The sequence below is a fragment of the Streptomyces sp. NPDC002490 genome (assembly GCF_040296045.1).
Taxonomy (GTDB): domain Bacteria; phylum Actinomycetota; class Actinomycetes; order Streptomycetales; family Streptomycetaceae; genus Streptomyces.
Genome location: NZ_JBEOWM010000018.1, coordinates 69704 through 94498, shown reverse-complemented (window position 1 = coordinate 94498; position 24795 = coordinate 69704). Strand labels below are relative to the sequence as shown.

General features: G+C 73.7%; 24 protein-coding genes and 2 pseudogenes. 15 read left to right on the top strand and 11 right to left on the bottom strand.

Going from position 1 to position 24795, the window contains the following annotated elements:
• Window positions 1-13 precede the first annotated feature (13 nt).
• The 5 genes and pseudogenes from ABT092_RS14275 (at window position 14) to ABT092_RS14255 (ending at window position 1929) form a co-directional block, all read left to right on the top strand.
• A complete protein-coding gene (locus ABT092_RS14275) occupies window positions 14-541 on the top strand; it encodes a DapH/DapD/GlmU-related protein (RefSeq protein ID WP_351243547.1) in 528 nt (175 codons plus the stop codon).
• Window positions 542-702: 161 nt separating this feature from the next.
• Window positions 703-927 (top strand): annotated as a pseudogene (locus tag ABT092_RS14270) (hypothetical protein).
• On the top strand, window positions 920-1228 hold the full coding sequence (locus tag ABT092_RS14265) for a hypothetical protein (protein ID WP_351243467.1): 309 nt from the start codon (window positions 920-922) through the stop codon (window positions 1226-1228). The pseudogene ABT092_RS14270 and the gene ABT092_RS14265 overlap by 8 nt, the downstream one beginning before the upstream one ends.
• Window positions 1229-1400: 172 nt before the next feature.
• Window positions 1401-1625 (top strand): hypothetical protein, encoded by a 225-nt coding sequence (locus ABT092_RS14260; protein ID WP_351243465.1) that lies wholly within the window; start codon window positions 1401-1403, stop codon window positions 1623-1625.
• Window positions 1609-1929 (top strand): hypothetical protein, encoded by a 321-nt coding sequence (locus ABT092_RS14255; RefSeq protein WP_351243463.1) that lies wholly within the window; start codon window positions 1609-1611, stop codon window positions 1927-1929. Before ABT092_RS14260 ends, ABT092_RS14255 begins: the two co-directional genes overlap by 17 nt.
• A gap of 54 nt (window positions 1930-1983) precedes the next feature.
• Here ABT092_RS14255 and ABT092_RS14250 read toward each other — a convergent pair whose 3' ends face one another.
• The 3 genes from ABT092_RS14250 to ABT092_RS14240 all read right to left on the bottom strand — a co-directional run bounded on the left by ABT092_RS14250 (window position 1984) and on the right by ABT092_RS14240 (window position 4558).
• Window positions 1984-2775: an SAM-dependent methyltransferase gene (locus ABT092_RS14250; protein ID WP_351243461.1), complete on the bottom strand. Its 792-nt coding sequence runs from the start codon at window positions 2773-2775 to the stop codon at window positions 1984-1986.
• 163 nt (window positions 2776-2938) lie between these two features.
• The gene (locus tag ABT092_RS14245) at window positions 2939-3181 is read right to left on the bottom strand and encodes a DUF3263 domain-containing protein (protein ID WP_351243459.1); all 243 of its coding nucleotides are present in this window, start codon (window positions 3179-3181) and stop codon (window positions 2939-2941) included.
• Between the two features lie 102 nt (window positions 3182-3283).
• Complete coding sequence (locus ABT092_RS14240; RefSeq protein ID WP_451361543.1) at window positions 3284-4558, bottom strand: extracellular solute-binding protein; 1275 nt, start codon at window positions 4556-4558, stop codon at window positions 3284-3286.
• Between the two features lie 276 nt (window positions 4559-4834).
• On the opposite strand from ABT092_RS14240, the pseudogene ABT092_RS14235 reads away from it, so the two are divergent.
• The 3 genes and pseudogenes from ABT092_RS14235 to ABT092_RS14225 form a co-directional block, all read left to right on the top strand.
• Window positions 4835-5707 (top strand): annotated as a pseudogene (locus tag ABT092_RS14235) (ROK family protein); the annotation flags it as partial.
• A 254-nt stretch (window positions 5708-5961) separates the two neighbouring features.
• A complete protein-coding gene (nagA, locus tag ABT092_RS14230) occupies window positions 5962-7113 on the top strand; it encodes an N-acetylglucosamine-6-phosphate deacetylase (RefSeq protein WP_351243457.1) in 1152 nt (383 codons plus the stop codon).
• Window positions 7114-7270: 157 nt separating this feature from the next.
• The gene (locus tag ABT092_RS14225; RefSeq protein ID WP_351243455.1) at window positions 7271-8203 is read left to right on the top strand and encodes a 1-phosphofructokinase family hexose kinase; all 933 of its coding nucleotides are present in this window, start codon (window positions 7271-7273) and stop codon (window positions 8201-8203) included.
• A gap of 15 nt (window positions 8204-8218) precedes the next feature.
• On the opposite strand, the gene ABT092_RS14220 is transcribed toward ABT092_RS14225, so the two are convergent.
• The 4 genes from ABT092_RS14220 to cdgB all read right to left on the bottom strand — a co-directional run bounded on the left by ABT092_RS14220 (window position 8219) and on the right by cdgB (window position 13997).
• The gene (locus tag ABT092_RS14220) at window positions 8219-9949 is read right to left on the bottom strand and encodes an LCP family protein (RefSeq protein WP_351243453.1); all 1731 of its coding nucleotides are present in this window, start codon (window positions 9947-9949) and stop codon (window positions 8219-8221) included.
• 292 nt (window positions 9950-10241) lie between these two features.
• Entirely contained in the window at window positions 10242-11213 is a 972-nt protein-coding gene (locus tag ABT092_RS14215) for a carbohydrate-binding protein (RefSeq protein ID WP_351243451.1), read from the bottom strand.
• Between the two features lie 264 nt (window positions 11214-11477).
• Window positions 11478-12200, bottom strand: a complete 723-nt coding sequence (locus ABT092_RS14210) for a SanA/YdcF family protein (protein WP_351243449.1) — start codon at window positions 12198-12200, stop codon at window positions 11478-11480.
• Window positions 12201-12302: 102 nt separating this feature from the next.
• Complete coding sequence (gene cdgB / locus ABT092_RS14205; protein ID WP_351243447.1) at window positions 12303-13997, bottom strand: diguanylate cyclase CdgB; 1695 nt, start codon at window positions 13995-13997, stop codon at window positions 12303-12305.
• A gap of 510 nt (window positions 13998-14507) precedes the next feature.
• Between cdgB and ABT092_RS14200 the strand changes: the two genes are divergently transcribed.
• Window positions 14508-15083 carry a flavin reductase family protein gene (locus tag ABT092_RS14200; RefSeq protein ID WP_445394859.1) on the top strand — a complete coding sequence of 192 codons (576 nt, stop codon included), beginning with the start codon at window positions 14508-14510 and terminating at the stop codon, window positions 15081-15083.
• 564 nt (window positions 15084-15647) lie between these two features.
• Complete coding sequence (locus ABT092_RS14195) at window positions 15648-16025, top strand: DUF6281 family protein (RefSeq protein WP_351243445.1); 378 nt, start codon at window positions 15648-15650, stop codon at window positions 16023-16025.
• A 48-nt stretch (window positions 16026-16073) separates the two neighbouring features.
• Here ABT092_RS14195 and arfB read toward each other — a convergent pair whose 3' ends face one another.
• On the bottom strand, window positions 16074-16502 hold the full coding sequence (gene arfB / locus ABT092_RS14190; protein WP_351243443.1) for an alternative ribosome rescue aminoacyl-tRNA hydrolase ArfB: 429 nt from the start codon (window positions 16500-16502) through the stop codon (window positions 16074-16076).
• A 267-nt stretch (window positions 16503-16769) separates the two neighbouring features.
• Here arfB and ABT092_RS14185 point away from each other — a divergent pair, with 267 nt between their 5' ends.
• Window positions 16770-17345, top strand: coding sequence for a TerD family protein (locus tag ABT092_RS14185; RefSeq protein ID WP_351243441.1), 576 nt, complete (start codon window positions 16770-16772; stop codon window positions 17343-17345).
• Between the two features lie 134 nt (window positions 17346-17479).
• Here ABT092_RS14185 and ABT092_RS14180 read toward each other — a convergent pair whose 3' ends face one another.
• Window positions 17480-18991, bottom strand: a complete 1512-nt coding sequence (locus ABT092_RS14180) for a M1 family metallopeptidase (RefSeq protein WP_502968438.1) — start codon at window positions 18989-18991, stop codon at window positions 17480-17482.
• A 108-nt stretch (window positions 18992-19099) separates the two neighbouring features.
• On the bottom strand, window positions 19100-19720 hold the full coding sequence (locus ABT092_RS14175; protein ID WP_351243439.1) for a GlcG/HbpS family heme-binding protein: 621 nt from the start codon (window positions 19718-19720) through the stop codon (window positions 19100-19102).
• A gap of 214 nt (window positions 19721-19934) precedes the next feature.
• On the opposite strand from ABT092_RS14175, the gene ABT092_RS14170 reads away from it, so the two are divergent.
• The 4 genes from ABT092_RS14170 (at window position 19935) to ABT092_RS14155 (ending at window position 23654) form a co-directional block, all read left to right on the top strand.
• A complete protein-coding gene (locus ABT092_RS14170) occupies window positions 19935-21224 on the top strand; it encodes a sensor histidine kinase (protein ID WP_502968437.1) in 1290 nt (429 codons plus the stop codon).
• On the top strand, window positions 21221-21919 hold the full coding sequence (locus ABT092_RS14165; protein ID WP_351243437.1) for a response regulator: 699 nt from the start codon (window positions 21221-21223) through the stop codon (window positions 21917-21919). Before ABT092_RS14170 ends, ABT092_RS14165 begins: the two co-directional genes overlap by 4 nt.
• Window positions 21920-22023: 104 nt before the next feature.
• A complete protein-coding gene (locus tag ABT092_RS14160; protein WP_351243435.1) occupies window positions 22024-23103 on the top strand; it encodes a hypothetical protein in 1080 nt (359 codons plus the stop codon).
• Between the two features lie 50 nt (window positions 23104-23153).
• Window positions 23154-23654: a hypothetical protein gene (locus tag ABT092_RS14155; protein ID WP_351243537.1), complete on the top strand. Its 501-nt coding sequence runs from the start codon at window positions 23154-23156 to the stop codon at window positions 23652-23654.
• 52 nt (window positions 23655-23706) lie between these two features.
• Here the strand turns inward: ABT092_RS14155 and ABT092_RS14150 are convergent, their stop codons facing one another.
• The gene (locus ABT092_RS14150) at window positions 23707-24720 is read right to left on the bottom strand and encodes a saccharopine dehydrogenase family protein (protein WP_351243433.1); all 1014 of its coding nucleotides are present in this window, start codon (window positions 24718-24720) and stop codon (window positions 23707-23709) included.
• Window positions 24721-24795: the final 75 nt, after the last annotated feature.

Sequence of the window (24795 nt, the reverse complement as noted above, 5' to 3'; positions counted from 1 at the left end):
CACCGAGCAGGTCATGTACGTCCAGACAGCGGAGTTCACGCGTCATGTGGAGCGCATCGTGGAGGTGACCGAGGCGACGTCCCGGTTGAACGTCCTTCCGTTCAGCGACACCGAGGCTCGTGCAGAACTCCTTTCTGTTGTGTTCGGTGGCCCCTTGCCGGAGTCGGTGACGATCTACCCGCCGTTCTTCACCGAGCACGGGCTCAACACGACGTTCGGGAAGGACGTCTTCGTCAACCAGGGGTGCACCTTCATGGACCGGGGCGGCATCCGCATCGGCAACGGCGTGATGATCGCCCCGAAGGTCAGCCTCGTCACCGGAGGCCACCCGCTGCCCCTGGCCGAGCGCCGCGAGCACCTCTCCTTCGCCCCGATCGTCATCGAGGACGAGGTCTGGATCGGGACCGCCGCCGTGGTCACGCAGGGGGTGACCATCGGCGCCGGCGCGGTGGTCGCCGCCGGCGCGGTGGTCACCCGGGACGTTCCCGCCGGCACCGTGGTCGCGGGGGTGCCGGCCCGGGTGGTCAAGACGGTCGACTGAGCCCGGCGCCCCGACCGCTCGACAGCGGGCCGTCGGGGCCGGGGTGGGATTTCCCCGTGGACCTCGCACGTCCGTCAACACCGACGACGCTCGACCCACGTGCGGGTGAACGCGCCCGTACTCCCGCCCGGCGCGCACGCGTGCGGCGATATCCCTGACCCGTGGCTCTGGGAGACAGGCACCAGAAGAAGGACATCGAGGCAGCACTCAAACGCGCGGAACGCGCCGGCCTCAAAGTGACGCACGACAAGAACCGACACCGGTGGGGGTGAGTGCTCTGCTGCCCCTGCAACCAGTCCCAGGTGGTGTACTGCACGCCCCGCAACCCAGGAGACGAGGCACGCAAGATTGACCTCTTCGTCAGCAACCACCGCGGCCATGCGTAAGTGGCACTTCACCCTGCACCTCCAGGAGCCGCTGACACCGGAACAGGCGGACACCGTGGACGGGCTCGACCGCTTCAACGACGGCCGGATCGGCCGGGTGGAGAGTCCCGGGCACACGGAGTTCAGCTGCCTCTTCGGGGCGGAGTCCTTGACCGACGCCGTCGCGGAAGCGCTGGGGTTCTTCGAGGACTTCCCCGGAGTCCTGGTGCGGAGCGTGGAGTTGAACGCCGTCGCACTCGACCACAACGGCATGGCCACCCCCGCCGTGGTTCCCGTGCCGCCGCTGCCCGACGCCCCCTGACCCGTGGCGCCCCGAGGCCCGCCCCGGGGACGGGCACCGGGTTCGACCAGGGCGTCGACCAGTCCGTAGGCGTCAAACTCGTCCGTCAATACTGATGGGCCTCGACCCACGTGCGGGTGAACGCGCCCGTACTCCCGCCCGGCGCGCACGCGTGCGGCGATATCCCTGACCCGTGGCTCTGGGAGACAGGCACCAGAAGAAGGACATCGAGGCAGCACTCAAACGCGCGGAACACGCCGGCCTCAAAGTGACGCACGACAAGAACCGACACCGGTGGGGGTGGGTGCTCTGCTGCCCCTGCAACCAGTCCCAGGTGGTGTACTGCACGCCCAAGAACGCCGGCAACGAGGCCAGGGAAATTGAACAATTCACTCGAAAGCATGCGAACTGTGCGTAATTGGCGCTTCACCTTGCACCTTCAGGGACCGCTCACGCCGGAGCAGTCCGACACCCTGGATGGTTTGGACAGCTTCAGCGACGGGCTGATCAACCTGGTCACGGGGCCGGACTCGGCCGCGTTCTGGTGCTCGTTCGACGCCGAACACCTCACCGACGCCATCGCCGAAGCGCTCGGACGGTTCGAGCACTTCCCCGGAGTGCTCGTCCGTAGCGTCGAGTTGGACGAGATGGCCCTGGACGACAACGGCATGGCCACCCCTGCCGTCCTCCCCCCGCCACCTCCCCTGCCCGACGCCCCCTGACCCGCGGCGCCCCGGGGCCCGCCCCGCCCCGGCGGGCCACGGACGCCCCGGCGGTCACTTGCGGGCGACCCCGACGTAGAACCCGGGCGGATCGCCCGCCCCCGGGACGGGGTCCCCGGGGTCCGGGCGCCATGCGTCGGGTGCCCCCACCCCGGGCTCGACGAGCTCCCACCCCCGGAAGAAGCGGACGAACTCCTCCCGGGTCCGCAGCCGGAACGGGATGCCTCCCTTCCGGTAGACCTCGACCACCCCGGCGACCTCCTCGGGGTCGCCCCCGTCGAGGGTGCCGTGGGTGAGGACCAGGCTGCTGCCGGGTGCCAGCGGCGCCGTCAGGGCGTCGACCAGTCCGTAGGCGTCGAACTCGTCCGGGACGAAGTGCAGCAGCGCCACCAGGGAGAGGGCGACCGGCCGGGTGAGGTCCAGCACCTCCCGGGCCTGCGCCACGATGCGCTCCGGATCCCGCACGTCCGCCTGCACGTACGAGGTCCGCCCCTCCGGCGTGCTGCGCAGCAGCGCCTCCGCATGGCGGAGGACGACGGGGTCGTTGTCGACGTACACCACCCTGGCGTCGGGTCTGATCCCCTGGACCACCTGGTGCAGGTTGGGCTCCGTCGGAATGCCGGTGCCGATGTCGAGGAACTGGCGGATGCCCTGCTGCGCCAGGTGACGGACGGCCCGGTGCATGAACCGCCGGTTCGCCCGGGCGAGCCGCTTGGCGTCCGGGACCACGGACACCACCCGCTCGGCGGCCTCCTCGTCGACCTCGTAGTGGTCCTTGCCGCCCAGGTAGTAGTCGTACATCCGGGCGGGATGCGGTCGGCTGGTGTCGATCGGGGGTAACGCCATGGCCTTCGCCCTTCGTCGGCTGGTGCGCGTGGGTCGGCCCGCTCAGGGGCCGCCGGTGCCGCGCTGGGCACCGGGTCACCCACTATGCAGGGGCCGGGGTGCGGAGGCCCACCGTCCGGTCGCGCGGGCGCCGGGAACGGGTCACGGCGCCCGTCCCGGGGCGTCAGCGGTCGGCGCGGCGGGTGTCGCGCAGGCGGCGCAGCCGGTTGATGGTGACCGGGTCGTGGCGCAGGGCGCGGGCGTCGTCCAGGAGGGCGTTCAGCAGCTGGTAGTAGCGGACGGGGGCCATGCCGAGCCGCTCCCGGACGGCGCGTTCCTTGGCGCCCGGGCCGGACCAGCTCTGCCGTTCGAGGGCGAGCACGTCGCGCTCGCGCTCGCCCAGCTCCTCCGCCGCCCCATCGTCCACGTCCCCAACCTACCGGGGAGGTGCGACAACCCACCGGGAGGTGCGACGCCCCCCGCACCTCACTGCGGTGCGGGGGGCGTCGCGGTCACGGTGCCGCCGGCCTCACTTCTCGGCGCGTTCGGCCTTCACGGCGCGCTGCTGGATGCCGCCGAGGACCTGTGCGGGGTCCCCGTCGGGGGCGAGCGCCGCCCCGACGTTCTTCTTGATGTCGGCGCTGACCTGCGGCCACGACGTCTTGCCCACCGGGTACAGCTGGGCGTCCCGCAGCCCGTCGACGAAGTTGAGCAGGTCGGCGTCCCCCTTGCTCTCGGCCATGTCGTTGATCGCCGAGTTGGTCACCGGCAGCAGGTCGTAGCGTCGGGAGAAGTCGAGGACGTTCTCCTTCGCGTACACGAAGTCGAGGAACTTCCCTATCTCCTCGCCCTGGCCGTTCTGCTTGAAGGCCAGCATCCAGTCGGAGACGCCGAGCCCCGTGGTGCTCCGGCCGGTGCGGCCGGGCATCGGGACCATGCCGTAGTCGACGTCGCTGCCCTTGCTCATCCGCATGAGCGTGGGGTGCCCGTTGAGCATGCCGACCTCGCCGCGGGTGAACGCCTCGAAGGCTTCGGCCCGGTCGAGCTCGGCGGGTGCCGTGGGTCCCACCAGCCCGGGTCCGACGAGCTCGTCCTTCAGCCAGGTGAGGGTGCGGACGTTGGTGGCGGAGTCGAGGACGTAGTCCCCGGTGTCGCCGGTGTAGCCGTCACCGCCGCTCAGCAGCCACATCAGCGTCTCGCCCTGGGCCTCCTCGGGGCCCAGCGGCAGGGCGTACGGGTAGCGCACGCCCTTCCCCTTGAGGAGGACGGCCGCGTCCTTCAGCTCCTCCCAGGTGCGGGGCGGGCTGGTGATGCCGGCCTCCGCGAACAGCTCCTTGTTGTAGAAGAGCAGTCGGGTGGAGGACGCGAAGGGCATCCCGTACTGGGTGCGGACGATGCGCCCGGCGGCGCTGAGGGTGGGGAGGAAGTCCCCCCGGACGCTGAGCGAGAGCAGCTCGTCCGCGTCGTAGAGCTTGCCGTCCGCCGCGTAGTCCGAGTACGCGCCGATCTGGGCCATGTCGGGGGCCTTGCCCTCCGCCACCCGCTTCTTGACCTCGGCGTCGACCTCGGTCCAGGGCAGGACCGTCACCTCGATCTCGGTGTCGGGGTGGTCCATCTCGTAGTCGGCGACGACCTCGTCCCAGTAGGTGGTGGTGCTGTTCTGCACCGAGTTCCCGTAGTCCGCCGCGATGAGCGTCAGTGTGGTGTTGCCCGGCTCGCCGTCCCCTCCGCATCCTGTCAGTACCGTCGTCGACATCATCAGCACGGCCCCCGCCGCGATCAGAGTCCTTTTCCGATCTAGCACGTTGTGCTCCCACGCTCAAGCACCCGTCGTCGCCCCCGACGACGGGTCCTGTGGATCAATTGGCGGCGAGTCTGGTGCCGTGCCTCGGAAGGGGTCTAGCTCCGTGCCGTATCACTTCGACAACGTTCGGTGACCATGGTGATGTACCGCAACTGGACTAGACCTCTTGGGCGTCTACACGCGACACTGTCCTCCGTGACTGCAACGACCCGGGAGACACCCCCCGGACCCCCGGCCGGAGAACACGTCATCGCCCTGGATGTGGGCGGGACCGGGATGAAAGCCGCCCTCGTGGCGAAGGACGGAACGCTCCTCTACACGTGCCGCCGGGCCACCCGGCGGGAGCGCGGCGCCGAGGCCGTCGTCGAGGGCATCCTCGACTTCGCCGCGGACCTGCGCGCGTACGGCGTCGAGAACTTCGGCGTCACTGCTTCCGCCGCGGGTGTCGCGGTACCCGGCATCGTCGACGCCGAGGCCGGCGTCGCCGTCTACGCCTCCAACCTCGGCTGGCGTGACGTCCCCATGCGGGAGCTGCTCAGCGCACGGCTCGACGGCGTACCGGTGGCCCTGGGCCACGACGTGCGCACCGGCGGACTCGCGGAGGGACGGATCGGCGCGGGCCAGGGCGCCGACCGGTTCCTCTTCGTCCCGCTCGGCACCGGCATCGCCGGCGCCATCGGCATCGACGGGCGGATCGAACCCGGAGCCCACGGCTACGCGGGTGAGATCGGGCACATCGTGGTCCGCCCCGGCGGACCCGAGTGCGGCTGCGGCCAGCGCGGCTGCCTGGAACGGCTGGCCTCGGCCGGCGCGGTGAGCCGCGCCTGGGCGAAGGCCGCGGACGACCCGACGGCGGACGCGGCGGACTGCGCCAAGGCCGTCGAGTCGGGCGACCCGCGGGCCGTCGCGGTCTGGCAGGAGGCGGTGGACGCGCTCGCGGACGGGCTGGTCACCGCGCTCACCCTGCTGGACCCGCGGATGCTGATCATCGGCGGCGGACTCGCCGAAGCCGGAGAGACCCTGTTCACGCCCCTGCGGGCGGCGGTCGCGCAGCGCGTGACCTTCCAACGCATGCCCGGGATCGTCCCCGCGGCCCTCGGCGACAGCGCCGGGTGCCTGGGGGCCGGACTGCTCGCCTGGGACCTCGTCATCGCCGGCGGCGGCGCTCCTGCGACCGCCCCGACCGCCCCGGCGCGCCGGGGCACGACGACCCGGCCCGCCAAGCCGACCAAGGCGGAGGGCCGGCCCGGCAAGAGCGGCGCGGCGGGCAAGGGCGAGGGCAAGGCCAGCGGCAAGGGCGAGGGCACCGGCAAGGGCGGCAAGGCGGTCACGAAGAAAGGCAAGGCATCCCGTTCCGGATCACGAGGATCCGGAACCGCTGACTCCTCGGAGGTTCCCGCCTGATGGCCCCCAGCAACGTGCTCGCCGGCGCCCGGGTGGTGCTGCCCACCGGGATCGTGGACGGCGGTGAGGTGACCGTCGACGGTGACCGGATCGTCCCCGCGCGCCCCGGCGCCGCCCCCGCGTCCGCCCTCGACCTGACCGGCCACTGGGTGGTCCCCGGGTTCGTGGACATGCACAACCACGGCGGCGGCGGCACCTCGTTCGCCAACGGCACCGCGGACGAGATCCTGCACGCCGTGCACACCCACCGGCTGCACGGCACCACCACCCTCGTGGCCTCCACCGTGACCGGCGACATGGACGCCCTCGCCCAGCAGGCGGGACTGCTCTCCGAACTCGCCGAGCAGGGCGAGATCGCGGGCGTCCACTTCGAGGGCCCGTTCATCTCGCCCTGCCGCAAGGGCGCCCACGCCGAGGACCTGCTGCGCGACCCGGACCCGGCCGAGGTCCGCAAGCTGCTGGACGCGGCGCGCGGGCGGGCCAAGATGGTCACCCTCGCCACCGAACTGCCCGGCGGCCTCGACTCGGTGCGGCTGCTGGGGGAGCACGGGGTGATCGCCGCGATCGGCCACACCGACGCCACCTTCGAACAGACCGTGGAGGCGATCGACGCGGGGGCGACCGTCGCGACCCACCTGTTCAACGCGATGCCGGGGCTCGGGCACCGGGCCCCCGGACCGATCGCCGCGCTGCTCGCCGATCCCCGGGTCACCGTCGAGCTGATCAACGACGGCACGCACCTGCACCCGGCGGCGCTGGAGCTGGCGTTCCACCACGCGGGCGCCGCCCGGGTGGCGTTCATCACCGACGCGATGGACGCGGCCGGGTTCGGCGACGGCGAGTACCGGCTCGGCCCGCTGGCCGTGGAGGTGAAGGACGGGGTGGCCCGTCTGGTGGAGGGCGGCTCCATCGCCGGCTCCACGCTCACCCTGGACCGGGCCTTCCAGCGTGCGGTGACCGTCGACGGCTTGCCCGTGGAGGACGTGGTCCGGGCGATCTCCGCCAACCCGGCCGTGCTGCTGGGCGTCGACCACGAGGTGGGCTCCCTGGAGCCCGGCAAGTACGCCGACCTGGTCGTCCTCGACGAGGAGTTCGCCCTCAAGGGCGTGATGCGCCGCGGCGAGTGGATCGTGCAGCCGGCCCTGGGCTGACCTCCCCGCGGGCGCGGGAGAGCGGGGCGGCGGTCGGCGGAGCGGTCTGTGCCGGCCGCCGCCCGTTTGGCATGATCAGGTCTGCACCCGGTCGGACCGTCCGACCGGCCCCGGCCCGGGGGACCTCGGGCACCCGCCTTCCGGGGGGAGGCCCACGGTGATCCTCACGGTCACGCTGAACACCGCGCTCGACCTCACGTACCGGGTGCCGTCCCTGCGCCCGCACGCCTCGCACCGGGTGCGCGAGGTCATCGAGCGGCCCGGCGGCAAGGGCCTGAACGTGGCCCGGGTGCTGGCGGCGCTCGGCCACCGGGTGACGGTGACCGGGTTCACCGGCGGCGAGACCGGCCGGGCGATGCGCGCCGGGCTGGTCGCCCTGGACGAGGGCGGACTGATCACCGACGCCCTGGTGCCGACCGCCGGGGCCACCCGCCGCACCATCGCCGTCGTCGACGCCGTGACCGGCGACACCACCCAGCTCAACGAACCCGGACCGCTGGTCTCCGCCGCCGAGTGGAACGCCCTCCTCGACCGCTACGACGCCCTGGTGCCCGGGGCCGCGGCGGTGGCGCTCTGCGGCAGCCTGCCGCCCGGGGTGCCGGTCGGCGCCTACGCCCGACTGGTGCGCACCGCCCGCTCCGCGGGCGTGCCGGTGCTGCTGGACACCAGCGGGGAACCGCTGCGCCGCGGGGTGGCCGCCCGCCCGGACCTGGTGAAGCCGAACGCCGAGGAACTCGCCGAGCTGACCGGCTCCCACGACCCGGAGCAGGCCGTGCGGGAGGTCCGCCGCCGGGGTGCCCGGGCGGTGATCGCCTCGCTCGGCCCGCAGGGGCTGCTGGCGGTCACCCCGGAGGGCCGCTGGCGGGCGGTGCCGCCGGGCCTGGTGAAGGGCAACCCGACCGGGGCCGGCGACTCGGCGGTCGCCGGGCTGCTCTCGGCCCTGGTCGACGGCGTCCCCTGGCCGGTCCGGCTGACCCGTGCGGTCGCCCTGTCGGCGGCGACGGTACGGGCCCCGGTCGCGGGCGAGTTCGACGCCGCCGCCTACACCGCGTACCTGGACCGGGTCCGGGTCAGCGCCGAGCCGGTCTGAGCACCGGCCCGGGGTTCACTGGGCGCAGACCTTCTTGTCGGCCTCCACCCGCTGCACGCCCTCGGGGGCCTTCGTCGGTCCGGTGATCGGCACGCCCGGGCCCTTGAAGTCGGCGCCCAGCACCAGGGCCATGGGCTCCATCGGGTCGGCGTCCGCGGTGCCGGGCCTGAGCCCCGCGGCGGGCAGGCCCAGGTAGTCGGCGAGGGTCCTGGCCTGCTCGATCTGGTTCGCCCCGAAGGCCAGGGTGGTCTTCGGCTGCTTCTGCGGGGCGTTGCTCCGGTTCGTCGACTTCGCAACGCCCTTGGTGTTCTGCAACCAGTCGAGGGTGCGCTGGGCGGCGCCCCGGGTGTCGCTGCCGTTGAACACGTCCACCCGGACCTGGTCGGCGGGCGCCCGGGGGCCCTTGAGGAGGGCGTCCTGCTTGCTCTTGGCCGCCTTCTTCTTCCGCTTCACCTCGGTGAAGGAGACGTCGTTCTGGAGCATGCTGAACATCTGGGGGGCCCTGGTCTCGTCGAGGACGACGGTCGCCTTGACGATCTCGGCGGGGTTGTCCCGCACCGGGACCGTGGTGAAGGTGATGTTCTTGACGTTGATCTTGCCGATCTCCCGGGCCAGTTCGGTCAGCTTCGGGACGTCGCCGATCTCCTTGTTCACGGTGAGGGCCTTGGTCGCCGCGTCCGCCAGGTCGAACATCCGCTTGGCGTCGCCGAGGACCTCGTCCTTCATCTTGCGGATCATCGAGGCGACGAACTGCTGCTGCATCTTGATGCGGTCGAGGTCGCTCTCGTTGCCGAGGCCGTGCCGGTTGCGGACGAAGGCGAGCGCCTGCTCGCCCTGGACGGTGTGCGGCCCCACGGACAGGTCCAGCTTCGACTCGTCGTCCTTGATGGGCTTCGCCAGGCAGACGTCCACGCCGCCGATCGCCCGGGTCAACTCCTTCACCGCGTTAAAGTCCGCCATCATGAAGTGGTGGATCGGCACTCCGGCGATCTCCTTGACGGTGCGCATGGTGCACCCCGGATCGCGGCCGGCCACTCCGAAGCTCTCGTTGAACCGCCGGTCGAGGACCCCGGGAATCACCTTCTCGGTCCCGTCCGACTGCTTCGTCGGACAGTCCGGAATGTCGACCTTCAAATCCCGCGGAATGCTCACCGCCGTGGCATTGCTCCGGTCCTCGGACACATGGAGCAAGAGGGTGGTGTCGGCATGGCCGGAGGAGTTCTTCCGGTCCCCGTACCCCGTGTTCCCCTTGCCGCTGCGCTTGTCGATGCCCAACAGCAAGATGTTGAGCGGGCCGTCCTTCAAACTGCCGCCCTCGGCGGCGTCCCCGACGTCCAGCGCGTCGATGTTGCCGTTGAGCCGCTCGTAGACGAGATAGCCGCCGACGCCCGCGACGACCACCACGAAGGCCGTGACGCCGCCCGTCCACAACAGCGCCTTCCGGGTGCCCGACTTCTTGCCCCCGGCGCTCTTCCGCTTGCGCCGATCCGTCCGTGCGGTTCCGTCAACTCGCTTTCCAGCAGGGGAACTGACGGCCCGTCGGGTGCGCTGGGCGGGCACCGGACGGCTCTCCCGGCGGGGCCGGGGACGGGCCCTTCCGCCGGCCGGGGAGGCGCCGTCGGGGGCCTCGGCCGGCGATGCGGGGTCCGAGGGCAGGCGCAGTTCGTACTCCCCGGTCCGCGGGTTCTTCACCCACTGGTCCGCGGGGTCGATGCCGTCCGCCCTGTCGCGGCCTTGCGTGTCCACGGTTGTGTGAATCCTCCGTTGACGCCCGGACTCCCCGCCCTCGCACGGACGCCGGCCGCGCCGATCCGATGGCCGCCCCACCCGGTGCCGGGCGGCTGCGGGCAGCACTGATTCACGCCAGACTATCCGTCAAACAGACGATCCTTCTACGTCGAACCCGCAGTCACGGACGGCCGTTCCGGTCACCGGCACCGACATTCCAGACAAGCACCCCGGGCCGACCCTTCCGCGGAACGCGCCCGCCCCCGCGGGGGCGGGCGACGGATCGCCGCCGGCGCGCACGGGTCGGGGTTCAGCCCCTGGTGACCCACCCCTTGGCGAGCCAGACCCGGTCCAGGTCGGCGTCGCACTGGTTGCCCTCCTCGCAGGACAACTTGACGGTGTTGGTGCCCTTGTTGAGCTCCACGTAGCCGTAGGACTCGGTCCAGCCCTTCGCCCGGTCGCCGTCGGAGGCGTTCGCGTAGTTCTTCAGGCTGAACGGCCGGGTCTGGGCGGTGCCGTTGACGGTGATGGTGGCGTTCGCGTCCTTGCCGGGCACCGTGTAGCCCACGAACACGGTGTACTTGCCGGGCTCCACGATGTCGTCCAGGGTCCAGGTGACCGCCGCGCCGACCTTGTTGAAGCCGGTGACGTACACCCCGCCGGCGGCCTTCGCCCCCGACACGTCGGTGGAGGTGCTGACGCCCCCCTCCTGCTTCAGCGCCTTGGCGTCGAGCCGGGGGAGCTCGCCGGGCTCCGGCGTCTTCTCGTCGCCGTCGCCCTTCGGGGCCTTGTCCTCCTCGCCCTCGTCACCGCCCTGGGCGGGCGCCGAGGGGGTGCTGTCCGCACCGGCCGGGGTCTTGTCGTCGTCCTTGCCCTTCAGCACGACCACGCCGATGCCGACCACCACGGCCGCCAGGACCGCGATCGCGCCGATGAGGATGCCCCGGGTGTTCGGCCCGCGCCCCCGGCCGCCCCCCGGACCCCCGTGGGCCGCCGGCGGGCCGGGCGGCACCTGCTGCTGGCCGTACGGCGGCTGACCGTACGGCGGCTGCTGCGGCGGGACCTGGCCGTGGGCCGGGGGCTGCTGGGCGTACTGCTGCTGCGGCCCCTTGTACTGGCGCTCGCCCACCGGGCGCACCTGGTGGTACGAGGAGCGGGGGCCCGGGTAGCCGTAGCCTCCGCCACCACTGGGCGGGGTGGCCCCGGCCGCCTGCCCGTCGGCGTACAGATAGCCGAACGGGTCGTCGTCCGCGGGCTTGCTGCCGTTGTCTCCGGCGGTCATCCCTGGGTCACTCCTCAGCATGGTCCAGTGCACGCGTGATGCGGGCGAGCCTACCCGTTCCGACTCATCCCATTGAGTGACGGTTCCCCCCACCTCCGCACCGCACCGGAAACTTCCATGGTAAAGGGTGACGAAGCAGGCATACCCCCCGTTCCGCGGCCCGTGACGCCCCCTCGGGCGGCGTCATCCGCACCGCCGACGGCGTCCGCGCCCACGAGCTGCACCACCACGGGGGGCGCGTCCTCGACTGAGCCGCGGCCCGACTCACGGAACGGCCGTGACCAGCGCCTCCCGGACGCCCTTCTCCTGCGCCCCCAGGAAGCGCGGGTCCGGGTCGAGCAGCACGTCCAGCGCGCCCTTGCCCGCGGCGAGGACCTCCCGGGCCTTGCCCCCGTACCAACTGGCGTCGAGCGGCTCGCTCACCCCGATGCCGTGCGACTCCACCCCCGCGGAACGGCAGAGCGTCACCGCCCGGCGGATGTGGAAGTCCTGGGTCACCAGCACCGCCCGGTCCACGCCGAACACCTTCTTCGCCCGGACGCAGGAGTCCCAGGTGTCGAAGCCGGCGTAGTCGCTGACGATGTGCCCGTCGGGCACCCCGCGCCCGGTCAGGTACGTCCGCATGGCGTCGGGCTCGTCGTACTCCGCCCGCCCGTTGTCCCCGGTCACCAGGACCACCCGGACCTTGCCCGCGTGGTACAGCTCCGCCGCCGCGTCCAGCCGGTGCGCCAGGTACGGCGACGGCTCGCCCTCCCGCAGCCCGGCCCCGAACACCACCGCCACCTCCTGCCGCGGCACCTCGGCGACCGTGGTGACCGCGTCCTCGGCGGCCAGGTGCATCCAGGTGACCGGTGCCAGGCCGACGACCGAGGCGACCATGGCCGCCTGCACCAGCCACCGCTGGGCGCGGCGGGAGCGCGCCAGGGCGCGCAGACCGACGGGGTCGGGGAGCCGGAGCCGGACCGCCGGGAACAGTCGTCGTGTCATACCCGCACCGACGCCCACGCGCGCAGAATGGTTTCGCCAGGCCGGCCCCGCGGGGCGTGCGTCCCGGCCGGACGGAACGCACGCACCCCGGGGAGACCCGTGTCAGCCCGCGCGGCGTTGTTGCTTCGCCCGGGCCCGCTTCTCCACGTACATCAGTTGGTCCGCGGACTTCAGCACCTCTTCCGCGGTCATCCCGCAGCGCGCCCAGCCGATGCCGAAGCTGGCGCCGACCCGCACGCCCCGCCCGTCCACGCGGATGGGCGGGATGATCGCGTTGCGCAGCCGCACCGCGAGGTCCTGGGCGTCGGCGCTGCCGAGGCCGTCCGCGAGGACGACGAACTCGTCGCCGCCGAGGCGGGCCACGGTGTCGCCGTCGCGGACCCCGCTGGTGAGCCGGCGGGCCACTTCCATGAGGACGGCGTCGCCGGTGTGGTGGCCGAACCGGTCGTTGATCGACTTGAAGCCGTCGAGGTCGCAGAAGAGGACGGCGAGGCCCTTGGTCCCGTCGTCCTGGCCGCCCTCGGGGGCGACCACGTGCACGTGGTCGTAGCCCACCACGGGTTCACCGGCCGGGGTATCGAACCGTTCGGCGGCGCGGGCGGCCCGCTCGGCGAGCGCCTCCGCCTCCTGGTCGAAGTCCTGCACGCCGGGCCCGCCGTACGCCGCGTCCACGGACTCCCCGGCCGCGGCCCGGGAACTGGCGCTGCCCTGGGGACGGCGGCAGAGCCGGGAGGACAGCCGGGACCGCAGCTCCGCGGCGTTGGGCAGCCCGGTGAGGGCGTCGTGGCTGGCCCGGTGCGCGAGTTGCAGCTCGCGGCGCTTGCGTTCCTCGATGTCCTCCACGTGCGTGAGCAGGAAGCGCGGGCCGTCCGCGGCGTCCGCGACGACGGAGTTGCGCAGGGAGACCCAGAGGTAGGTGCCGTCGCGGCGGGCGAGCCGCAGCTCGGCGCGGCCGCCCTCGGCGGAGGTCCGCAGCAGCGTCCCGATGTCCTCGGGGTGCACCAGGTCGGAGAAGGAGTAGCGGCGCATCGCGGCGGCCGGCCGGCCGAGCAACCGGCACAGCGCGTCGTTGGTGCGCAGGATGCGGCCGTGCTGGTCGCCGCCCATCTCGGCGATGGCCATGCCGCTGGGCGCGTACTCGAACGCCTGGCGGAAGGACTCCTCGCTGGCGCGCAGGGCCTGCTGCTCGCGTTCGAGCCGGACCAGCGCGCGCTGCATGTTTGCTCGCAGCCGGGCGTTGCTTATCGCAATGGCGGCCTGGAAGGCGTACATCTGGAGCGCCTCGCGCCCCCATGCGCCGGGTAGCCGCCCGTTGCGCGGACGGTCCACGGAGAGCACCCCGATCAGTTCGCCGGGGAGGCCGCCGTTGGCGTAGAGGGGGGCGAGGAGGCGGTCGGCGGGGTGCCACTCGTCCTCGAAGCGGGGCTCGGGGCCGTCGGTGTACCACGACGGGACGTCGTCCTCGTCGAGCACCCAGCCCTCGTTGTGCGGGATGAAGATGAGGCTGCCCCAGCGCTCGCCCATGCCGAGCCGGCGGTCCCAGGCGGTGCGGGAGCCGACCCGACCGGTGATCATGGCTTCGGCGTCGGCGTTGCCAGCGAAGGCGGCCACCACGAGGTCGCCGTCCGGACGGACCAGGTTCACCGCGGCCAGCTCGTAGTTCAGTCCGGTGACGACGCCGTTGGCGACGGTCTGGACGGTGTCGGCGAGGCTGCGGGCCGTGTTCATGTCGGCCATGACCTGGTGCAGCTGTCGCAGGGTCGCCAGGCGGACGTACGGCTCCGACTCGGTGTCCATGCTCGCCCTCCCCGAGACGTCTGCGGCTACTCCGGGTTCTCTCTTCGGCCGGGTGCACCCGAGTACACCTGAGCACGGCGTCCCCGTCACTGAATCACAGTGAGCTGTCCGCCCGGTACACAGGGTCAGCAAATAATCGGCCGTGTGACTCATATCACATCAGCCGAATATGCCGATTGACGCGCATAGACAAGCGCGCGCTTCGTTTGCTGCGGGCAAAGCGCGAGGCCGCAGAGGCCCCATTTGACGGGCGTTTCGTGGGGAGCCCGGGGGAGCCGTTCGGAGGGGGAGGGGGCGCACTCGGCACTTCCGAATATGCTCCCGGAAATCGCAGATAAGGGTTTTGGATACATACGGCGTTGGGTATACACATCCGCTTCCCTTCGTGGGGTACGCAGACGGTACCCCGCTGGCCGCCCGCGCAGCGACGAAACCCGTCCGAAGGACCTAGGACCATCGTCGATCGCTGGGCCGATGTGCCGAAATGCGCCATACGGCTAGCGTGGCGGGGTGCTGAACACCTCCTCCACCGCGCCGTCCTCCCCCGCCACCGCCCCGGCCGGGCATCCTGGGGGAGTGACCCACGACGAGTTCCGCGCCGCACTGTCCCGGCTGGCCGCGGGGGTCGTCCTGGTGACCGCGCACGAGCCGCCGCTCTCGCCCGAGGGCCCCCGCGGCGAGGACGTCGGCATGACCGCGACCGCGTTCCTCTCGGTGTCGCTCGAACCGCCGCTGGTGCTCATCAGCCTGCGCGAGGGCTCCCGCATGGACGACCTGCTCGCCGAGCAGCCGAACTGGGCGGTGTCCCTGCTGGCGGAGAGCCAGCGGCACATAGCGGGCCGGTTCGCCATGCGGGGCCGCATCAGCGACCGACTGCTCTTCGAGGACATCCCCTACGTGCGGGGCGAGGCGTCCGGGGCGCCCCTGGTCGGGGGCGCGCTGGTGACCCTGGAGTGCAGGACGGAGCAGCGCGTCACCGCCGGCGACCACACCCTCGTCATCGGCCGCGTCCTCACCGCCGACCTCCCGAGCCCGAACGGGGAGCCCCTGGCCTACTTCCGGGGCCGCTACCGCCGACTGGGCTGAGCCGGGACGGGGCCCTCGACCGGCGGAAACGGATGGAACACGGCATTCCGCGAAAGCGTCCCACTCTTCCGCACATGGCCGGATCTTGCAGTTTTCCCTGCGCGAAAGTCTGAATTCCAGCCAGCGGGCCTTCCGCACCGGGCGCCAGGGAAGAGAAATGCACGTCATGCCGGCTCTCGGCCTCCGCGCCGGACGTGAAACTCGGGCGACATACCCGCCGCTGCCCGCCCGCGAGGTCGTCCCGCGAGCCTTCGAGGTCGGCGACCGGGCCGGTGCCGGGCTCCCGGAACGGGACGAAAAGCCTTGTTCCACAGCCTTGTTGGGGCCGACCTCGCCCCGGCCGGCGGACCCCTGACCGCCCCCCGAAAGGCGGTCCCCTCCGCATCGCGCACACCCGAACGGATAAGGACGTCGACCGTCGGGAATTTCTTTCGCGAGGCTCTGGCGCGGGTCGCCCGAATGGCCTTCGATATCCGTATGGACAATTCCTCGACAGCCGGTCGGCCGGCACGGAAGAACAGGGCGCACATCGGCACGGCATTAGGGGCGATCACCCTCACCGCATTGTCCGCCGGATGCAGCGGGAGTGCGTCGACTTCCGACGCGCAGCGGGCGGAACCGTCCGGGACCGCCCATCTGCCCGCCCCCGCGTGCCCGCTGCGGGTGCGGTTCGACACCCGCGTCTACGAGGACGCGGGGCCGCTGCGGGCCGGGGTGGGCCCGGAGGTGGGGACCGGGTCCTCGGCCCCCTGCGAGGACACCGGCCGCGGCACCGGCACCGAGGACCCGGGCACCTGGACCCTGCACGCGGTCGAGGGCCTGGACCCCGAGGCGGCGCTGGCCGTCGACGGCCCCGAGGAGGGACCCCGGCTGCTCGCCGTCCGCGACGGCGGCGGCCTCCCCGAGGAGGTCGAGGAGTACCTCGACCAGGACCGCCGCTGAGGGGACCCGGGCACCCGTGCCGAGGGCTCGGCCCCGCCGCCGCCCGGCTCAGCCCCAGTCGCGGCCCGAGCGGCCCCGCTTCGTCTCGGCGCGGGCCTTCTTCTCCCGCAGCCTCCGCTCGTTGATGCCCCGTGGAATCCGGGTGGCCTTGCGCGGCTTGGGCGGCGGGGCGGTCGCCTCGGCCAGCAGCCCGGCCAGCCGGACCGCCGCCGTCTCGCGGTTGCGCCACTGGGAACGGTGCTCGGAGGCCCGTACGGTGACGACCCCGTCGACCAGGCGGTCGGCCAACCGGGCCAGGGCGCGTTCCTTCCACACCGGGGGCAGGGCGGTGGTCCGTGCCAGGTCGAAGCGCAGCTCCACCTGTGAGTCGGTGGTGTTGACGTGCTGGCCGCCGGGCCCGGAGGACCTGGAGAACCGCCACATCAGCTCGGCCTCCGGCAGGAGGACCGAACCGCGGATGACATGAGGACCGGACATGCCGTCCATGGTCCCGCCCGGGCGGCCGGCCGTCACCCCCATTTCCCGCTGCCGGGCGCCCGTCCCGCCCGCGCCCCCGGCCGGTGCGTCCGTTCCGGTGGAGGCGCGGGTGTCCCGGGCGGCCGGTGAGGCCGTCGGGGCGCCAGGCGCGGAGAAGATAAGGAGGGGTGTCAGGAACCCGGGGGCACCCGCGCGGCGTTGCTAGGGATGACGGTAGTTTCGTCCAGAGTACGAAACCCGACACTTCGCGAAGAAAGGGACATCCCCATGGCTGTAAGCCTGTCCAAGGGCGGCAACGTCTCGCTCACCAAGGAGGCACCGGGCCTGACCGCCGTCACGGTGGGCCTCGGCTGGGACGTCCGCACGACCACCGGCACCGACTTCGACCTCGACGCCTCGGCCATCGCCGTGAACAACCAGGGTCGGGTCTACTCGGACGCGCACTTCGTCTTCTTCAACAACAAGCAGACCCCGGACCAGACCATCGTCCACACCGGTGACAACCGCACCGGTGAGGGCGCCGGCGACGACGAGGCGATCAACGTCAACCTGGCCGCGCTGCCGGCCGACATCGACAAGATCGTCTTCCCGGTCTCGATCTACGACGCCGAGTCCCGCAGCCAGAACTTCGGCCAGGTGCGGAACGCCTACATCCGCATCGTCAACCAGGCCGGCGGCACCGAGATCGCCCGCTACGACCTCAGCGAGGACGCCGCCACCGAGACCGCCATGGTCTTCGGCGAGCTGTACCGCCACGGCGCCGAGTGGAAGTTCCGCGCGGTGGGCCAGGGCTACGCCTCCGGTCTGGTGGGCATCGCCCAGGACTTCGGCGTCAACGTCTGAGCAGCCGTACGACGGCCGGGCCCCGCAGCCAGCGGTTGCGGAGCCCGGCCGTCGTGCCGTCCGCGGGTCCCGGCCGCCCGGGACGGTCCCCGGCCGCCGCCGGCCGCCGCCGGCCGGGGCGGGCCTCCGGCCGGTCAGGGTCGCGGCGGCTTGCCCTCGCCGTACAGCCATCCGTCCCACACCCGGCGCAGGGCCGCGCGGTGCTCGGGGGCGGCGCGTTCGACGTGGGCGGTGAAGGCGGCGGTGTCCGCGTTGCCGTGCCGGTGGCGGGCGGGCCAGTCGCGCAGCAGCGCGCGGAAGGCGTCGTCGCCGATGGTGCGGCGCACCCGGTGCAGCACCAGCGCGCCCCGCTGGTACACCGGCGCCTGCGAGATGTCCGCGGCACCCGGCGGGTCGGCGGGCGGGAAGGCCCACACCGCCTCGTTCGCGCCCGGCTCGACCGCCTCGTCGTAGTAGTCGCCCCGGTACAGGGCCTCGGCGACGCTCTGCGCGCTCCGCCCGCCGTGCTCCTCGTCCCACAGCCACTCGGCGTAGGTGGCGAAGCCCTCGTTCAGCCACATGTCCCGCCAGGTGCGCGGGGTCACCGAGTTGCCGTACCACTGGTGGGCCAGTTCGTGGACGACGAGGAGGACGTCCGGCGCCCCCGGGTAGACCGGGCGGGTGTGGGTCTCCAGGGCGTAGCCGGCGTCGCCGCCGCGCTCCACGATCGAGCCCGCGGCGGAGAACGGGTACGGGCCGAAGGTGCGCTCGCCCCAGGCGATGACCTCGGGCACCCGGGCGAGCACCCCGCGGGCCGCCGCCGCCTCCCGCGGGTCGACGGCCGTGTGCACGGGCAGGGTCCGGCGGGCCCGGCCGGCGCCGTCCGCCTCGGTGCGCGGCTGGGCGCGCAGCACGGACTCGGTGACCTCGTAGCGGCCCACGCCCACGGTCGCGGTGTAGCTGGCGAGCGGCTCCGGACTGTGCCAGTGGAAGGTGGTGCGGCCGTCCGCGGTCCGGGTGGAGCGCAGTGCGCCGACGCTCACCGCGGTCAGCCCCTCGGGGACGGTGACGGCGATGTCGTAGGCGGCCTTGTCGGCGGGGGTGTGGTTGCCGGGGAACCAGGTCATGGACCCGGTGGGCTGGCCCAGCGCGATCGCCCCGTCCGCGGTGGGCAGCCAGCCCTCCCGGGAACCGTCCGGGTCGGTGACGCTCCGGGGCCGGCCCGCGTAGCGCACCGTGGTGCGGAACTCCTCGCCGCGGACCAGGGCGGTGCGCGGCCGGACGGTCAACTCCTGGCCCGCCCGCCGGACGGCGGCGGGCTCGCCGTCGACGGTGACCGCTTCGACCGTCATGCCCAGCAGGTCCAGGTGGAAGGCGGCGAGGTCCCGGGTGGCCCGGGCGGTGAGGGTGGCGGTGCCGGTGAGGTGCCGGTCCTCGGGCCGGTAGGTGAGGTCGAGGTCGTAGTGGGCGACGTCGTAGCCGCCGTTGCCGAGCAGCGGGAAGTACGGGTCGCCCGCCCCCGCGGCCCCGGTGTCCCGGGCGTCGGGGCGGCTCGCCGACCCCGTTGCCGGGTGGGTGCAGCCGGCCAGCAGCAGGAGCGCGCAGCAGCAGGTGGCGAGGGGGCCCGGGCGGGGGCGGCCGGGCCGGTTCCGGCGGGCGGGGTCCACGGGGCGATCCTAGGCACCGCGCGGCCGCCCCGCCCGTCGTCCCGCGGCCCCGGCCCCCGGTCCCGCCGAGGGGGACGGGCGGGGCCGGGGCGTCCGGGCGGGCGGCGGTCAGCGGTTCAGCGCGGCCACGCCGGCCTTGGCGAACTTCTCGTCCAGGTCGCCGGACGGGGCGCCCGCGACGCCGATGCCCGCGACCGGGGCGCCCTTCACGGTGACCGGCGCGCCGCCGCCGAGGAACAGGGTGCCGGGGATGTCCTTCAGGTTCGGGGTCTGCGCCAGCCGCTTGACCAGCTCGGAGGTGGGCGCGTTCCAGGAGACGGCGGTGTACGCCTTCTTCTCCGCCGACTCGTACGACTGCGGGCCGGCGCCGTTGCCGCGCAGGGTGACGAGGGTGTTGCCGTTGCGGTCCACCACGGCGACGGTCACCCGCTGGTTCTCCCGCTCGGCGGCGTCCAGGGCGGCCTGGGCGGCGCGGGTCGCGGCGTCCACGGTGAGGTGCGTGGTCTGCTGGAGGTGCCGGTTGGAGGCGTCCGAGGTGACGGTGGAGCGGCTGGACGCGGCCGGGGACTCGGCGCTCGCCGACACGGCGCCGAAGGTGCCGGCGCCCAGCGCGGCCAGGGCCACGACCCCGGCGCCGATCCCGGCCCGGCGCGAGAGGCGGCCCTTGGCCCGGTGGCGCGGGGCGGCGGCGTCGGTGGTGGTCTCGGGGGTGTCGAGCGGGTGGTTCATGGTGACGGGTCCTGTCCTTCGGCGGGGGCGACCGGTTCCGGTGGTCCGGGTCGGGCCGGCCGGTGCGGTGGCGACCGGCTCTGCTTCGATCCTGGGGCCGGACCGGGGCCGTTCCCGTCGGCGTACCGGACACCTCGACGGCGCGGGACGGTCGACCCCGGGGTCGACCGATCGGATGACCCCGGCGCCGGGGCACCGGGTCACAATGGGAGGCATGCCGGAAACCGAACCGGTCCACCGGGGCGCACCGCGCCCGGGGGCCACCCCGCCCCCGGCCGCCGCGGTCGCCGATCCGGACGCCCGCTGGCTGGCCGCCGTGATGCACACGGCCTTCTTCCTGCTGCTGGGCGCCTCCCTGGCCCGGTTCCTGCTGCGCCACCCCGGCGAGCCCCGCACCCCGTGGATCATCGCCCTGTCCGTCGCGCTCGCCCTGCTGTACGTCCTCGGCCCGGCCCTCGGCAGCGCCTCCCCCGCCGGTGCCGCGCGCGGGACCGGCGGGCGGGCGCGCACCTCGGTGGTGCCGTGGCTCGCTCTGGTCGTCGCCGTGTGGGTGGTCCTGGTGGTGCTCGCGCCGAGCTTCGCCTGGTGCGCGGTGCCCCTCTTCTACACCGGGCTGCGCACCCTGCCGGCCCGCCCCGCGCTGGTGCTGATCGCCGTGCTCACCGCGTTCGTCGTCGCCGCGCAGTGGCGGCTCGCGGACCGCTTCGACCCGAACCTGCTGCTCGCCCCGCCCGCGGTGGCGGCCATCGCCACCGCCGGCTTCGTGCACATGCAGCGCCAGGCGGCCCGGCAGCGCGACCTGATCGACGACCTGATCCGCACCCGTCGCGAACTCGCCGCCACCGAACGCCGCGAGGGCACCCTGGCCGAGCGGCAGCGGCTCGCCATGGAGATCCACGACAGCCTGGCCCAGGGCCTGTCCAGCCAACGGATGCTGCTCCAGGCCGCCGACCGGGTGTGGGACGGCGACCCGGCGAAGGCGCGGGCCCATGTGCGCACCGCCGCCGCCATCGCCGAACGCAGCCTGGCCGACGCCCGCCGCTTCGTCCACGACCTCGCCCCCGCCGACCTCGCCGAGGGCGGCGGGCTGGTGGCGGCGCTGCGCCGGGTCGCGGCCCGCGAGTCGCGCGCCGCACTCCCGGTGCGGTTCCACCTGGAGGGCACTCCGACCGCCCTGCCCGAACGCACCGAGGCGGCGCTGCTGCGCATCGCCCAGGGCGCGCTGGCCAACGTCCGCGAGCACGCCGGGGCCACGGCCGCGGCGCTCACCCTGACCTGCCTGGACGACGAGATCGTGCTGGACGTCGCGGACGACGGGCGGGGCTTCGTCCCCGCGGAGGTGCCCGCGGCCGGCACGGGGGTGCGCGGGCACGGGCTGCCCGCGATCCGGGCCCGGGCGCGCGCGCTGGGCGGCACCCTCAGCATCGAGTCGGCCCCGTCCGAGGGCACGGTCCTGACCGTGTCGATCCCCCTGCCCGCCCCCGTCGCCCGGGAGCCCCGATGACCCCCCGCAACCGTGCCCGTTCCGCACCGCCCGAGCCCTCGGCACCGCCCGGGGCCCCCGGCGTCGAAGCCGGCACCGGCCCGGTGCGGCTGCTGCTCTGTGACGACCACGCGGTGGTCCGGGCCGGGTTGCTCGCCCTGCTCGGCAGCGAGCCCGACTTCGACGTGGTCGGCGAGGCCGGCTGCGGGGACGAGGCGGTGGCGATGGCGGCGAAGCTGACCCCGGACCTCGTCCTCATGGACCTCCAACTCGGCGAGGGCATCGACGGGGTGGAGGCCACCCGCCGGATCTCCGCGGCCGGCGGCCGGGTGCTCGTCCTCACCACGTACGACACCGACGCGGACATCACCCGGGCGATCGAGGCGGGGGCCACCGGCTACCTGCTCAAGGCGGAGCGCCCCGAGGAGCTGTTCGCCGCGATCCGGGCCGCCGCGCAGGGCCGCACCGCGCTGTCGGCGCCGGTCGCCAGCCGGGTCATGGAGCGGATGCGCAGCCCGCGCCCCTCGCTGACGGACCGCGAGCGGGACATCCTCGGCCAGTTGGCGCGCGGCCTGGGCAACCGGGAGATCGCCCGGGCCCTGTTCATCAGCGAGGCCACCGTGAAGACCCATCTGGGCCGCATCTACGACAAGTTGGGGGTCGACACCCGGGCCGGCGCGGTGGCGGTCGCCACCGAGCGGCGGCTGTTGGCGTAGGGCTCCCCCGGCGGGCCGGACGCACGGAGCCGCCGCCGCCGGCCGTTGACCCTCGCCCGGGACCGAGGGACCATCACGGCGGTCGACGGCGAGGAGGACGGACGATGGGCGCGGGGACGCTTCCCCTGTCGGCACTGGACCGGGCGGGGTGGGCACGGCCGCCGGACGGCGGTCCGGCGGTCGAGGTCCCGGCCCGGCTGCGCGCCCTGGTCTCGCCGGACGGGGAGGCCCGCGCCGCGGCCTGGCACTGGTGGGAGACGTGGTTCCTGGGCGGGCACGAACAGCCGGCGCTGGCCCGCGCGGTGCCGTTCCTGCTGGGGCTGCTCGCGGACGGGGGCACCCCCGACCGGGAACGGGCCCTGGGCGGTCTGTCGCGACTGGTCGAACGCCCGCCGGGCGCGGACGGACCCGGGCCCGGTGGACCGGTGCGGGCGGCGGTGATCGCCGGGGTGCCCGCGCTCGTCCCGCTGCTGGAGGCGGCCGACGTCCGGACCGCCGGAGCGGCGGCCGAACTGCTCGCCTGGCTCCCCGAGCGGGCGCGGGAGGTCCTCCCGGCCCTGCGCGGGTTGTGCGCACGCGCGGGGCCCGGGCCGGAACGCGCCACCGCACTGATCGCCCTCGGCACCCTCGCCGGCACCCCGGCCGGGTCCGCCGCCGATCGCGCCGTGTTGGAGGGCGCCCTGCGCGGCGGGCCGGACCCCGACCGTTGGGCGGCGGCCGTCGGGCTGTGCCGGGCCGCCGCCCCCGCGCCGCCCACCGGAGTGGTCGTGCCCCTGGTGACCGAACTGGCCGCGGCGCACCGCGATCCGGACGGGTACCCGGCGGTCCGGCGCACCCGGTTCCACGACGACGACGTCGCCGGGCTGCTGGCAGCGACCCTGCGGACCCTGCCCGCGCCGTGCCGGGAGGCCGCCGGCCTGGCCGTCTCGGCCTGTCTGAGCGCACCGGACCAGCGCCCCGAGGAAGCCGACGGGTTGGCGTCCGCGCTGGTCGTGGACGCCCTGGGCGACCTGGAGCAGGTGGCCGCACGGGCGCTCACCCCGTGGCAGCGGGCCGTCCTCGGGGCGCTGCCGGGCGCCGACCCCGTGTGGGCCTCGGGCGAGCTGGGCCGCTGGCTCGGATCGGCGTACGGGCTGCCGGGCACTCCGGGGGCACTGGCCCGGTGGTGCGCCGCCCGCCCCTGAGGGCCGCCGACCCGGGCCGGGCAGCGGCGGCGGCCGTGGGACCATGGGGGGTGCTCGACATCGGCTACGCCCTCTCCCCCCGCTTCCCCGACCCCCCGCAGACCGACTACCGGCGGGCGGACGTGCGGGCGCTGCGGTACGACCTGTTCTGCGGGGACGTGTACCTCGCGGACACCGAGGAGGACCGGGAGCTGGCCACCGCCTGGGGGTGGGTGCCGGTGCTGGACTTCGCCTGGGCGCTGTGCGACATCGTCGAGCGCCTGGACCGCGACCCGCTGGGGTCCCGGTCGGCGCAGCCGCAGTACGCGGAGCTGGACTTCACGGAGTCGACGGACCGGCTGTTGTTCGAGCGGCGCTTCGGGTGGGTGGAGATCGAGGCCGAGTGGCGCCCGGTGGGCGAGAAGCCGCTGTCCTTCGCGCACTCCGCGTTGCGCCGGGAGGCGCGGGACTTCCTCCACGACCTGGTGGCCGACCTGGTCGACCTGCACGAGGACCTGGCCGACAACCCGGCGGTGTGGACCCTCCAGTCCCGTTTCCCGCGACTGCCCTGAGTGCTCCGCCGGCAGGGGGAACGCGAGGGGTGCGGTTCCTCCGGGGCGGGGCTCAGTCGTCGCCGGGCGGGCCGACGAGGACGGCGCCGGTCTCCGCCATCCGCTCGACCGCGTAGGCCGGGTCGATCAGTGCTTCGGGGGTGTGGAGGCCCGGTGCGACGGCTTCGCCGCGCAGCCCGAGCAACCGCTCGACGCCGAGGGCGATGCCGGTCGCGGTCAGCGGGCGCTGCCCTGCCGGGTGGACCAGGTAGCGGCTCGTGCTGATCGGTGCGCCCGCCCGGTCCGTTCCTTCGAGGTCGATCCGGGCCTCGAAGGACGCGGGGCCGCCGCGGCGTCGGCCTGCGGATTCGCCGACCGCGAAGGCGAAGCGGACGTGGGGCGCGTCCGTGGCGAGGGCGAGGCTCGGTACGTCGAGCACGGCGATGTGCCGGCCGGGCAGGTCGATGCCGTCGGTGCTGCGCACGTGCGTCCGTGCGTCGGGGCCGGAGACCCAGGTGAAGACGCCGTCCCGGCGCACGAGGCCCGCCGTGGTGGCGGTGGACCACCGCTGGAGATCCGCCGTCCCCGCGGGCCCGCCGGTGTCCAGTTCGTCCAGTACGGTGCCGATGCGGACGGTGTCGATCCGGTCGAACCGCCGGGCCGAGTGCAGTGCCGCGAGGACGACCGCACCGGCGCAGTAGTGGCTGGCCACCAGGATCGGCGCGGCGTTCGCCTGCTGGGCGCCCGCCACGACCTCCGGCGCGATGTCCGTCAGGCCGCTGGAGATGCTGAGGTACGGCAGCCCGCGGCGCTGCGCGTAGCGCAGCCCGTGCAACCGGTCGTCCCAGAGCGCGGCGACCACCGCCGAGTGGGGGCGGTCGGCCGGGAGGCCGAGATCGCCGCGCCGCAGATCGATGCCCGTGGCCGTCGCGGCGCCGAGGCCGTCGGCCACCCTTTGGGCGCGCTCGACGTCGCGACCCGCGATCGTCAGCGGCAGGTCCGGGTGCCACTGCCGCAGGAGGGCGGCGGCCCCCGTGCCCGCCTGGCCCGTACCACCCAAGATCAGTACCGATTCCGACCGTCCCACTGCGGGTCCCCCTCGCGTCCATGAAGTTACATTTTGTAGCCTACGTTTTGTAGCTTAACGTGGGGCGGGAACGCA